This is a genomic window from Streptomyces sp. LS-MS-L19 (genome assembly GCF_058382285.1).
In genome coordinates this window covers 8,800,168-8,812,581 of record NZ_JBYCLL010000001.1, presented here as the reverse complement: position 1 = coordinate 8,812,581, position 12,414 = coordinate 8,800,168, and the positions used below count along the sequence as shown (strand labels likewise).

The 12,414-nt window shown below is 70.5% G+C and carries 10 protein-coding genes; 7 read left to right on the top strand and 3 right to left on the bottom strand.

What is annotated here, in order from left to right; translation table 11 throughout:
* Positions 1-174 precede the first annotated feature (174 nt).
* The 7 genes from AC2XR2_RS39240 to AC2XR2_RS39210 all read left to right on the top strand — a co-directional run bounded on the left by AC2XR2_RS39240 (position 175) and on the right by AC2XR2_RS39210 (position 9,156).
* Entirely contained in the window at positions 175-1,071 is an 897-nt protein-coding gene (locus AC2XR2_RS39240) for a fumarylacetoacetate hydrolase family protein (RefSeq protein ID WP_381297119.1), read from the top strand.
* Positions 1,068-2,180, top strand: coding sequence for an alcohol dehydrogenase catalytic domain-containing protein (locus tag AC2XR2_RS39235; RefSeq protein WP_491517697.1), 1,113 nt, complete (start codon positions 1,068-1,070; stop codon positions 2,178-2,180). The genes AC2XR2_RS39240 and AC2XR2_RS39235 overlap by 4 nt, the downstream gene beginning before the upstream one ends.
* A 325-nt stretch (positions 2,181-2,505) precedes the next feature.
* Complete coding sequence (locus AC2XR2_RS39230) at positions 2,506-3,900, top strand: MFS transporter (RefSeq protein WP_491517696.1); 1,395 nt, start codon at positions 2,506-2,508, stop codon at positions 3,898-3,900.
* 451 nt (positions 3,901-4,351) lie between these two features.
* A complete protein-coding gene (locus AC2XR2_RS39225) occupies positions 4,352-5,185 on the top strand; it encodes an SDR family oxidoreductase (RefSeq protein WP_381297277.1) in 834 nt (277 codons plus the stop codon).
* Between the two features lie 6 nt (positions 5,186-5,191).
* Positions 5,192-6,544 (top strand): NAD(P)/FAD-dependent oxidoreductase, encoded by a 1,353-nt coding sequence (locus AC2XR2_RS39220; protein WP_491517695.1) that lies wholly within the window; start codon positions 5,192-5,194, stop codon positions 6,542-6,544.
* Between the two features lie 87 nt (positions 6,545-6,631).
* On the top strand, positions 6,632-8,116 hold the full coding sequence (locus AC2XR2_RS39215) for a cytochrome ubiquinol oxidase subunit I (RefSeq protein WP_491517694.1): 1,485 nt from the start codon (positions 6,632-6,634) through the stop codon (positions 8,114-8,116).
* A complete protein-coding gene (locus AC2XR2_RS39210; RefSeq protein WP_381297128.1) occupies positions 8,116-9,156 on the top strand; it encodes a cytochrome d ubiquinol oxidase subunit II in 1,041 nt (346 codons plus the stop codon). The genes AC2XR2_RS39215 and AC2XR2_RS39210 overlap by 1 nt, the downstream gene beginning before the upstream one ends.
* Positions 9,157-9,199: 43 nt before the next feature.
* Here the strand turns inward: AC2XR2_RS39210 and AC2XR2_RS39205 are convergent, their stop codons facing one another.
* The 3 genes from AC2XR2_RS39205 to AC2XR2_RS39195 all read right to left on the bottom strand — a co-directional run bounded on the left by AC2XR2_RS39205 (position 9,200) and on the right by AC2XR2_RS39195 (position 12,413).
* Positions 9,200-10,780, bottom strand: a complete 1,581-nt coding sequence (locus AC2XR2_RS39205) for a GMC oxidoreductase (RefSeq protein WP_491517693.1) — start codon at positions 10,778-10,780, stop codon at positions 9,200-9,202.
* Between the two features lie 176 nt (positions 10,781-10,956).
* Positions 10,957-11,472, bottom strand: coding sequence for a gluconokinase (locus tag AC2XR2_RS39200; protein WP_491517692.1), 516 nt, complete (start codon positions 11,470-11,472; stop codon positions 10,957-10,959).
* Positions 11,469-12,413, bottom strand: coding sequence for a cyclase family protein (locus AC2XR2_RS39195; protein WP_491517691.1), 945 nt, complete (start codon positions 12,411-12,413; stop codon positions 11,469-11,471). The genes AC2XR2_RS39200 and AC2XR2_RS39195 overlap by 4 nt, the downstream gene beginning before the upstream one ends.
* Position 12,414: the final 1 nt, after the last annotated feature.

Sequence of the window (12,414 nt, the reverse complement as noted above, 5' to 3'; positions counted from 1 at the left end):
TCCCGAGGTCATGAGCACTGATCTTGATGTTCTGTACTACCAGTTTCTCCCTCAAACCGGCACAGGACTACACTCACGACAGGTCACCAATGCGCCCGGAGCCCGCCCTTCCCCTCCCAATGTGTATCCACTATGCTTCAGGAGCTTCTGAGAGAGCCCCATGCCGGAGGGAACATGACACCGTCTGAATGGTCACTGGTGCAGTACCGGGTCGACGACTCGGAGAAAGTCACGGTCGGTGCGTACACCGACGGGGTGGTGGTCCAGGGCCCACCCGGAACCGAGGGCCTCACGCTGATGGAGGTGCTGTCCCGATGGGACTCGCTCGCCCCGCTGTTCCGTGACTGGACGCCGACAGCGTCCGACACCGTCGCGGACGCCCGGCTCGCGCCGCCCCTGACGTATCCCGGCAAGGTGCTCTGCGCGGGTGCCAACTACTGGGACCACATCGCGGAGATGGGCTGCGAACGCCCCGACGAGCTGGGCGAGCCGTTCTTCTTCCTCAAGCCTCCTACGACCACCGTGACAGGCCCCGGCGACCCGGTGCCGCTGCCCGGCTACCCGGGTGCGCGCGTGGACTGGGAGGCCGAACTGGGCGTGGTGATCGGCCGCGGCGGCCGTGACCTCGCGCCCGAGCGGGCCATGGAGCACGTGGCCGGCTACCTGGCGGCGAACGACGTCTCCGCCCGGGACCGGCTGAAATCCGACAAGCCGGTCGCCGAGCCGTTCACCTTCGACTGGGTCGGCCACAAGGGGCAGGACGGCTTCTGCCCGCTCGGCCCCGGACTGGTGCCCGCCTGGCAGATCGCCGACCCGCAGGACCTGCGGATCCAGCTCAGCATCAACGGGGTGCTCAAGCAGGACTCCTCCACCGCCCAGATGATGGTGAAGATCCCCGAGGTGATAGCGGCGGCCAGCCGCATCACCCGACTGGAACCCGGAGACGTCATCCTCACCGGTACTCCGGCCGGCTGCGGTGTACCGCGCGGGGAGTTCCTGGCCCCCGGGGATGACATAGTCATCGAGATCGAGCGGATCGGCCGCCTGGAGAACAGGGTGGTGGCGTCATGAACGACACGCTGACACTTTCCGAGTTCGGCTGGTCGCAGGCCCTGCCGGTGACCGCGACGATGCGCGCCATGCTGTTCCGCCGGTTCGGACCGCCCGAGGTCCTGGAGCAGGCCACGGTGGACACACCGAGCCCCGGCCCCGGAGGGGTCCTCGTCCAGGTCGCCGCGGTCGGGATCGGACGGCTGCTCGACCTGACGGCACGCGCCGGCAACCATCCCTACGTCAGGATCGATCCGCCCCACATTCTGGGCGCGGACCACGCGGGCACCGTCGCCGCTCTGGGAGAGGGCGTGGACTCGGTGCGCGTGGGCGACCGCGTGGCGGTGATCCCTCCGGTCGCCTGCGGCAGGTGCTCCTACTGCGCCGAGGGCCGGGAGGAGGTGTGCGACGGTCTGACCCTCATCGGCAACCACCGCCCCGGCGCCTACGCGCAGTACTGCGCGGTGCCGGCCCGCAACGTCCACCGGGTCCCGGACGGCATCCCGGCCGCCATGGCCGCCTCGCTCGCACTTCTCGGAGCCGTCGCAGCCAACCAGATGACCCAGGCAGGGCTCCGCCCAGGACAGTGGGTGCTCGTCCAGGGCGCGTCCTCCGCACTCGGCTCCACCACGGCCGCCTACGCCCGGCACCTGGGGGCGAAGGTCATCGCGACGTCCCGCTCGGCGGACAAGCGCGCAGCCATGGCGGCGGGGGCCGACCTCGTGCTCGACACCAACGCACCGGACTTCGTGAAGCGCGTGCGCGAGGCCACCGGAGGTCGCGGTGTCGACATCGCCGTGGACAACCTCGGTGCCCCGGACGTCTGGGACGCCACCCTCGACTCACTGGCCCGCGGCGGCGCGGTGGTCACGTCGGGCGCCTTCCTCGGCGGCAAGGTGGGGATCGACCTGCGGCGTGTGTACTCCGATTGCCACCGCATCATCGGGGTCCGCACGGGCAACCCGGCCGCGGTGGCGGAGTTGTGGACACAGGTGGAGAAGGGCTTCCGGGCGGTGGTCGACCGCACCTTCCCCATCGCCCGAGCAGCCGACGCGCACCGCTACATGGAGGACGACAACAGCCTCGGGCGGGTGGCGCTCACCGTACGCCCGCAGGACTGGGACGCCTGACAGCGCTCGGCCGCACAACGAGGGGCGCCTGCACCGGAGTCACGGCAGGTAGGCGCCCTGGGGCCCGGCCGCCGCCCTGTCGCATTCTGCGGCCTGTCATGAGCACGTCGATACAGCGCCCGCCTCCAGAGCACTGCCCGCCCATTGTGCATACACATAGCTTCGGGCAGGGCACCGGTTTCTAGCGAAGCGAGCCCCCTTTCCTCATCCTTTCCGTGCGCACGACCTTTACAGCCACCCAACAGTGTGCACACTTAGCGATGCGAGACGAGCCGTAGTCGATGCAGTCCCGCAGCCACCCGCACGCCATGTGAGAGGAATTGCCATGCTCGAAGACAGTCGCGGAGGACGTCGCGGCCAGGCCGCCTGGCCTCCGGTGACCCTGCTGGTCCTCGCGATCTGCGGACTCGCCATCGCCGCCGACGGGTACGACGTCGTGATCTACGGCGCTGTCATCCCGTCCCTGCTGCACGAGGGCGGGTGGGGCCTGACTCCCGCCGGTGCCGGGCTGATCGGTTCGGTCGCCCTGATCGGCATGCTCATCGGGGCCACGACCGTCGGCTCGCTCACCGACGTCCTGGGCCGACGAAAGACCCTGATCGCCTGTCTGACCTGGTGCTCGGTGATGACAGGCCTGTGCGCGACCGCGACGTCCCCGGAAATGTTCGGGCTCTTCCGGTTCCTCGCGGGCCTCGGCTTCGGCGGGGTGCTGCCGACCGCCAGCGCCCTCAGCGGTGAGTACTCGCACCCGAAGACACGCAACCTGGTCTTCGCGATCATCTTCAGCGGCTTTCCCGTGGGCGGCATCATCGCAGCGTTCGTGGGCATGTCGGTGATCCCGGGGTTCGGCTGGCAGGCGATGTTCCTGCTGGGGCTCCTCCCGCTGGTCCTCATCGTGCCCGTGGCCCTGAAGTACCTGCCCCAGTCGCTCGTCTTCCTCCAGGCGAAGGGCCGCTACGCCGAGGCGGAGAAGACGGCCGGCCGCTGGAACGTCGGTCTCCAGAGCGCACCGCGGGAAGCGACGGCGTCGACCCGGTCGCCGGCCGCGGCCGGCGTGGACGCCACGGACGGCATGTCTCCCGTGAAAGCCCTGTTCTCGCGCACCTACGTCGTGGCGACTCTCTGCTTCCTGGCCATGTCGTGCCTGTGCCTGTTCATGATCTACGGCTACAACACCTGGCTCCCGGAGATCATGCGCCGGGCCGGTTACTCCTCCGGGTCGGCCCTCGGCTTCCTGCTCATGTTCAACATCGGAGCCGTCGTCGGCCAGCTCCTCATCTCCCTGGCCGCCGACCGGCTCGGCTCGAAGCCGGTCATCGTGACCACCTCCCTCCTGGCCGGCGCGGCCGTGATCCTTCTCAGCCTGCGACTGCCCACGGCGGTGCTGTACGCGGCCGTCGCGTTGGGGGGTGTCGGCGCGATGGGAACGCAGACGTTCGTCCTCGCCTACGTCTCCAAGCACTACCCGGCGCGGATGGGCGCCACGGCGCTCGGGTGGACGCTGGGCTTCGGCCGCCTCGGCTCGATGCTGGCGCCGCCCCTGCTCGGACTCATCATCGGGGCGGGGCTGGCGTACCAGTGGAACTTCTACGCCCTCGCGGTACCCGGCCTCATCGGCGCGGCACTGATCGGACTGATCCCCCGCGCTTCCGGCGACACGGCGCCGGTGGGACGCGTGAGCACGGAGGGACCCGCGCGCTCCTTGCCGGAGCCGACCTGATCCGCACCGGCGGACCCCGGACAGGGCACTCGCACCGAGTGCCCTGTCCTGCCGGAAACGCCCCGTGGCGTACAGGAAGCCCCTCTGACCTGCGTGTTGAATCCAATCCGCGGAAGCCATTGCACCCCATTGCACCTTTTCCGCAGTGCGGCGCGCGGCATGGCAACCGGCGAGACCACCATCTTCTTGACCATGCCGCGGTGTGCCTTCTCCCAGGATGGCGGCCCCAACCCCGGCTGGGGCGTAGCCCGACGGTGTGACGTGCCCGGCCGAAGTGCGGCTGGGTTGCGTGCCGGTCCCTCTCACCCGTGGGGCGGGGTGCTTTCGTCTGGGGGCCGGGTATCCGACGGCTCCTGTGTCCCTCCTGGCGGGCCGGCCGACGTCCAGCCTTTCCCCTGCTCGTCGTCCGGCTGCTGAGGGCGCCGTCCGAAGCGCAGAAGGAGAGATCGTGGTGGCAGCGAAAGTCGAGAACCGCGGGACGACCGCGCAACTCCTCAAGGGCCAGAAGGCGCTGGTGACCGGTGCCAACTCGGGGATCGGTCTGGCGACCGCCGTGGCCCTGGGCCGGGCCGGAGCGGACGTGGTGGTGAACTACGTCGTCGGCGCGCACGAGGCCGAGAACGTCGTGAAGGAGATCGAGAGCTTCGGCGTCCGTGCCTACGCCCACGAGGCCGACGTGTCCGACGAGGACCAGGTCACCGCCATGGTCGCGCGGATGGTCGAGGAGTTCGGCACCATCGACATCATGGTGGCCAACGCGGGCCTCCAGCGGGACTCGGCCGTGACGGAGATGACGCTCGCCCAGTGGCAGAAGGTCATCGACGTCAACCTGACCGGCCAGTTCCTGTGCGCGCGGGAGGCCGCCAAGGAGTTCGTCCGGCGCGGTGTGGTGGAGGAGGTCTCCCGTTCGGCGGGAAAGATCATCTGCATGAGCTCGGTCCACCAGATCATCCCGTGGTCGGGCCACGTGAACTACGCCTCCTCCAAGGGAGGTGTGGGCATGCTGATGCAGACCCTCGCCCAGGAGCTGGCGCCCAAGCGGATCAGGGTCAACGCCGTCGCACCCGGCGCCATCCGCACACCGATCAACCGCGACGCCTGGTCCACCCCCGAGGCCGAGGCCGACCTGCTGCGCCTGATCCCGTACCGCCGGGTGGGGGACCCGGAGGACATCGCCAACGCCGTCGTCGCCATGGCGTCCGACCTGCTCGACTACGTCGTCGGCACCACCCTCTACGTCGACGGCGGGATGACGCTCTTCCCCGGCTTTGCCACCGGGGGCTGATCCGAGATGCAGGATCATGTCAGGCCCCGCCGGGTGGTGATCCTCGGCGGGGGGTTCGCGGGGCTGTTCGCCGCCCGTGCCCTGCGGACGTCACCGGTCGCGGTGACCGTGGTCGACCGCCGTGCCCACCATCTCTTCCAACCGCTGCTCTACCAGTGCGCCTCCGGGATCCTGTCCGAGGGGCAGATCGCGCAGCCGCTGCGCGGGGTCCTTCGGCGCCATCACAACGTGAGGTGTGTGCTCGCCGAGGCCACCGACGTGGACGCCGGCGCCCGGCTGGTGCACGCCCGGCGACCCGAGGGTGGAATCCTTCAGCTGCCCTACGACGAGCTGATCGTCGCGGTGGGCATGCGTCAGTCCTACTTCGGGCACGACGAGTTCGCCGCGCACGCCCCCGGCATGAAGACCCTGGCCGACGCGCTGGACATCCGACGGCGGATCTACCGGGCGTTCGAGATGGCCGAAACGGCGGCGAACCACCGGGAACGGCAGCAGTGGCTCACCTTCGCGCTCGTCGGTGGCGGCCCGACCGGCGTGGAACTCGCGGGACAGATCCGGGAAATCGCCGGGCACACCCTCGACCGGGAGTTCCAGAGGATCGATTCCGCCAAGGCCCGGGTGTTGCTCTTCGAGGGGTCCGACGCGGTGCTGGGTGCCTTCGGCCCCGCGCTGGCCCACCGCGCCACCCGGACCCTTCAGGGGCTCGGTGTGGAGCTCCACCTGGGCACGAGGGTCACCGACGTCGACGCGCGCGGCCTGACGGTACGGGACCACGACGGCAGGACAACCTGGTACGGCGCACGGACCGTGCTGTGGACGGCGGGCGTCGAGGCACCGCCGATCGCTGCCGCGCTGGCCCGGGCAACCGGTGCCGAGCAGGACCGGGCCGGACGCATCCTCGTCGAACCCGACCTCACCGTCCCCGGCCATCCGGAGATCCGTGTCACGGGCGACGTGATGAGCCTGAACAGGCTGCCGGGACTGGCCGAGGTCGCCATGCAGTCGGGAGCGTACGCCGGCCGGAGCGTGCGCCATGCCGTCGAGGGCCGGACGAAGGCGCCGAAGCCGTTCAGGTACGTGGATCTCGGCAGCGCCGCCTACATCGCCCGCGGCCGGGCCGTCGTCAAGGCAGGCCCGTTGCATCTGTCGGGCTTCACCGGCTGGCTGGTCTGGCTCTTCATCCACCTGGCCTTCCTCACGGGCTTCCGCAGCAGGCTGGGCGCGGTGCTCAGCTGGTCCGTCGCCTTCGCCACGAGCTCGCGCCGCGAGCGCGCCTTCACCCTGCCCGACACGGCCACCGACGCCGACACCTCGGCGGCCCGGGCGCCCGGGCCGAAGGCGCCCCCGCCGTCTCCCTGAGGACGGGCCGACCGATCCTCCGCGGGCGTTCCTCCGCATCCTGTCCCTCCGCAGCCCCGCCCCGCGGGGCAGACCATCGAGGCGCACATGCTCAGTACAGCCGCCCTCCTGGCGAACAACGCCCCGGCCCAGCTGCTGCCGGCTCGTGAACTGATGGCCTTCACCCTGGCCTCGCACATCCTGTTGGTGCCGTTCGGCGTCGCCCTGCCGTTCATCACGCTGCTGATGCACCACCGGGGGCTGCGCCGCAACGACGCCGTCGCCCTCCAGCTCGCGCGGCGCTGGTCGGCGGTGATGGCGGTCCAGTTCGCCGTCGGCGTCGTCACCGGCTCCGTGCTGTCCTTCGAGTTCGGTCTGCTGTGGCCCGGCATGATGGGCCGCTGGGGCGACGTCTTCGGCCTCGGCTTCGGCATCGAGGGGTGGGCGTTCTTCCTCGAGGCCGTCCTGATCGCGATCTACCTCTACGGATGGCGCCGGCTCAAGCCCTGGACCCACTTCTGGCTCGCCGTGCCGCTGCCGCTGGCCGCCCTGATGGGGGCGTTCGGCATCATCGCGGCCAACTCCTGGATGAACACCCCCCAGGGATTCCGCCTCGACGCCCAGGGCAAGCCGATCGACGTCGACGTGCGACAGGCGATCTTCACCCCGATGTTCGGCCCGGAGTACTGGCACTTCGTGGTCGCGATGCTCCTGACCGCCGGCTACGTGGTCGCCGGTGTGTACGCGGTCGGCTGGCTGCGCGGTCGCCGGGACCGCTACCACCGGCTCGGATTCACCGTGCCGTTCACGGTGGCCGCGATCCTCACTCCGGTTCAGTTCATGCTCGGCGACTCCGCCGCTCGCGCCGTCTTCCACAAGCAGCCGATCAAGTTCGCCGCGACGGAGATCGTCTGGAAGACCGACACCCACGTACCCGAGTACATGTTCGGACGGCTGAACAGTGACGGGACGATCTCCGGCGGTCTGAAGATCCCCCAACTGGACTCGATCCTCGCCGGCTTCAAGCCCAGCACCAAGGTGACCGGGCTGACCTCGGTGCCGGCCTCCGACCGCCCCACCGCCGTCCAGGCCACCATCGCGCACTGGGCCTTCGACATCATGGTCACCATCGGCAGCCTGCTGATCCTGCTCGCCCTCTGGTACGCCTGGTCCTGGTGGAGGCACCGGGACAACCCGCACAGCCGCTGGTTCTACCGCTGCGCCGCGGTCGCCGGAGCCGCCTGTCTGGTCACCGTGGAGTGCGGGTGGATCACCACGGAGGTCGGCCGCCAGCCCTGGATCGTGTACCGCCACATGAGGGTCTCGGAGGCGGTGACCAGCACGGGCGCCGGATCGCTGTGGGCGATGCTCGGCATCGTCATGGCCGTGTACGTGACCGTCTTCGGCGCGTTCCTCGCGGTCGTCCTGAAGATGCGCACCCGCTGGCGCATCGCCGACGAGGGCTCGGCCGCGCGCGCCGACCTGCCGCCGGAGAGCGACACCCCGTACGGGCCGAGAAGCGAGCCCGAGCCCACAGCCGCCGGGACCTCGTCCGAGGGCGGGTCCGGCCACACCTCTGGCGGTGCGTCGTAATGGCGGAGTTCATCGCATGGGTGCTCGTGGTCGTGATCGCCGCCTACGCGTGCGCCGGGGGCACCGACTACGGCGCCGGCTTCTGGGACCTGCTGGCCGGCGGCGCCGAGCGCGGCAAGCGGCCCCGCTGGCTCATCGACCACGCCATGGCACCGGTCTGGGAGGTCAACAACGTCTGGTTGATCTTCGTCCTGGTCATCATGTGGACCGGCTTCCCGACGGTGTTCCAGGCCGTCTTCTCCGCGATGTGGCTGCCGCTGGCCCTCGCCGCGGTAGGTCTGGTGCTCCGCGGCGCCGGGTTCGCCCTGCGCAAGCCGACCCGCCGCCTGGCCCAACGACGGCTCTACGGCGCGATGTTCGCCGTCTCCTCGCTGGTGACCCCGTTCTTCCTCGGGGCGGTGCTCGGCGGCATCGCCTCCGGGCGGGTCAAGGTGGGCACGACCGCCTCCGCTGACGCCTGGGCCAACGGCACCTCCGTCCTCACCGGCCTGCTGGCCGTCGCCGCCACCGCGTTCCTCGGGGCGGTCTTCCTCTGCTCAGACGCCCTGCGGTTCGGCGCGGACGACCTCGTCGACTACTTCCGGCTGCGGGCGCTGGCCGCCTTCGCCGCGGTCGTCGTCCTCGCGCTCGTCGCCCTGCCCGTCACCCATGACGACGCCCGGTACGTCTGGGACGGCCTCACCGGCGGCCTGGGACTGCTGCTGATCATCCTGGCCGCGGTCTGCGGCCTGGCCACGGTGCTGCTTCTGTGGCGCCGAGCGTACGGCTGGTCCCGCCCCGCCTCGGTGGCGAGCGTCGCCCTGACCGTCGGCGCCTGGGGCTTCGCGCAGCGGCCCTACATGCTGCCCACCTCGCTGACGGTGGCCGAGGCGGCCGGGGCCGCGCACACCCTGCGCTGGCTGGTGATCGTCACGGGCATCGCGATCGTGCTGGTCGGCCCGGCGCTCGTGCTGCTCTACCGGCTCGACATCATGGGTGAGCTGGAGGAGCTCACCGACGCCGACACCGGGGCCGCCCGAGCCACCGGGGACAACCTGTAGCGGCGCGGGGCCGGTTCGCGCGACGCCGTGGGCCACTCCCCCGTCAGTTCAGCCGGGCGGCGATGTGGTCGCCGACCCGCAGGGCGTTGGCGATGGCGGTCAGGGACGGGTTCACCGCGCCGATGCTGGGGAAGAAACTGGTGTCCACGACGTAGAGGTTGTCGAGGTCGTGCGCCTTGCAGTTGACGTCGAGGGCCGAACTGCGCGGGTCGTCACCGAACCGCACGGTGCCCGCCTGGTGCGCGGTGGCACCGATCGGCATGCCCTTGTGCAGGTAGATGCTGTGATCCAGCAGGTGGTGCTCGTGCATGCCCAGGTGCCCGAGCATCCCCCGCAGCTTGTGCTGGAGACGCTTGAGTCCGGCGATGTTGTTCTTCTCGTCCAGCGTCAGGTGGATGGCGTCGTCCTTGTCGAGGGTGACCCGGCTCTCGGGCAGCGGGAGGTCCTCCCCGCACAGCCAGAAGTCGACGGCGTGGTGCGCCAGCACCTCGAAGGGCATGTCGGGCATGACGGCGCCGGCCCAGCGCGGCGCCTCGCCATGGATCTGGTCGGCGTCCGACTTGCCGAGCATCTGGATGCCGCCGAGCGGGTACTCCCAGTCGTCCGCGCCCAGGTACCAGTCGTTGAGCGCGAGGGTCTTCTGGAATCTGGTGGGGTTGGGTTCCTTCGACACCGCCATCAGCGCCAGGTTGTTGTGCCGCATGTAGTGGCGTCCCACCACGTCCGAGCTGTTGGCCAGGCCGCCGGGATGCTTGTCGTTGGCCGAACGCAGCAGCAGGACGGCCGAGTTGACCGCACCGGCGGCAACGACCACGATGTCGGCGCCGAACGTCGCGGTCACTCCGTTCCCGAGCTCGGCGACGACCCTGGTGACGGTGCGTCCGGTCGGGTCGGTCTCCAGTCGCCGCACGTTCGCGTCGGTCACCATCGTGACGTTGTCGTACCGGAGTGCCGGGTCGACGCAGATGACCTGAGCGTCGGACTTGGCGCCGACCAGGCAGGGGAAGCCGTCGACCCGGTCGCAGCGGATGCAGACGCTGTCGTGGGTGGCCCGGCCGTGCTCGTCCTGGCTGAGGTTGACCCCGATGGGCAGATGGAAGGGGTGCAGGCCGACTTTGCCCAGATCGTCGCTCAGTTGCTGGATGCGCGCCTCGTGCTCGACGGGCGGGTAGCGGTACTGGGCGCTGGTGGGCCCGGCGGTGGGGTCCTCGCCGTGCCGTCCGTGCACCAGATAGAGGTGTTCGGCCTGGGTGTAGTACGGCTCCAGGTCCTCGTAACGGATCGGCCAGGCCGGGGAGATGCCGTCGTGGTGGCGGAGCTCGCCGAAGTCCTCGGGCCTCAGCCGGAAGAGCGCGGCGCCGTAGAACTTGGTGTTGCCCCCGACGTAGTAGTTGACCTCCGGGGGGAACTGTCTGCCGTGTTTGTCGTACCAGAACTCGGGGGCACGGTACTTGCCCTTGACGAAGACGGCGGTGGAGTTCCAGTTGTCCCGCTCGCGCGGCAGGTAGCCGCCCCGTTCCAGGATCAGGACCCGCTTGCCGGTCGGGGCCAGCCGGTGGGCGAGCGTTCCGCCGCCCGCTCCCGTACCGATGACGATGACGTCGTAGTGCTGATCGTCGGCCATGAGAGGGTCCCGTCCTCGGAGTCGTCGGCTGTCCTGGCCGCAGCGCCCGCCCGGAGGGTCGCCGGGCTCGTGCTGTCCCGCACGGACTCCCGCGCAATCGGGTCATTCAGCGCCAAATATCACGCTATCGGGTGAGTCGGAGGGCGGCGACCCGACGAAGTCGATCAGGCGCGCGGTCACCGCACGGCCGGGACGGCCTGCACCACCCGGTCGACGATGGCCGCCGGGGCGGCCACCGCGTCGACGGTCAGGCCGGGCTCGTCCGGCCGCAGTGGTTCGAGATCGGCGTACTGGGAGTCCAGCAGCTGAACCGGCATGAAATGGCCCGGGCGTCCGGCGACCCGTCGGCCGGCGGTCGCGTGGTCGAGCGCCAGATACAGGAACCACGTGCCCGGGCCTGACGCGCGCAACTGGTCCCGGTACGCGTGTTTGAGGGCCGAGCACGCCACCACCCCGCCCGAGCCGGCATCGGCCGCCTCGCGGACCCAGTGGGCGACGGACAGCAGCCACGGGCGGCGATCCTCGTCGTCGAGTGGGCGACCCGCGGTCATCTTGGCGCGGTTCGCGGCCGGGTGGAGGTCGTCTCCCTCCAGGAAGGGCACCATGAGCCGCTGCGCGAGCAGCTTTCCCACGGTGGACTTGCCCGACCCCGAGACACCCATCACCACCACGACCGTCGGCGCCCGGGTCACAGGACCGCGATCGGGTTGACCGGCGAGCCGGTGGCGTACGGCAGCCGCAGCGGGGCGATCACGCAGAGGAACGACCACCGTCCCTCCGCCTCGCAGAGCGGCGCCAGGTCCTCGAACTGCAGGTAGTCCAGCAGGTGAAGGCCCAGGGCGTGGACCGCCAGCACATGCACGGGAAAGTCGACGCCCTCCGTGGAACTCGGGGCGGTGTCGTTGTTCCCGTCGCCGCCGAGCACGGCGACCCGACGGTCCGCCAGGAACTCCATCGCGTACGGATGCAGCCCCGCGCGCGCTTCCGCCGCGTGCCAGGGGCCCAGCTCCCCGCGGCGTCGCCGGTGGCCGACCCTGACGAACAGGAGGTCGCCCTCGCCCACGTGGACGTGCTGGGCGGTCTCGGCCGCGGTGAGGTCGTCGGCCGTTACGTGATCACCGGGTTCGAGCCATGGCACGCCGCGCAGCCGCGGGATGTCCAGCAGCACGCCGCGTCCCACGATCCCGTCGCGCGCCGCCTCGACGGAGAGCGCCGTGGCCCCGTCCGCCGTCACACTGCTCGCGGACACGCCGCCGTGCAGTGTGCCGTCGTAGATCACGTGGCAGAGGGCGTCGAGGTGGCTGTCGGCGTCGCCGTGCATGTTCATCGCGAAGCTGTCCATCGCGAAGCCGAGCCGGTTGGCGGTGTCCGCCTTCGGCTGCCCTCTCATCCGGTGCCTCGCGGGCTCCGGGTTGTCGGGGCCGGGGCGCGTTTCCACCGGCGCGGCGAGCGTGACCGTCCGGCCGGTTCGCACCTCGCGGGTGGCGGCCAGCACCCGGGCGGGGGTGAGCGCGGCCAGAGCGCCCCGGTCACCCGTAGCCCAGGTGGCGCGCGCGAGCATGCGCCGGTGGAGCACGTCGAACTCGCCCTCGGTCAGCCGTGGCGCTCGGGCCGGCCGGGCATGCGTGACCATG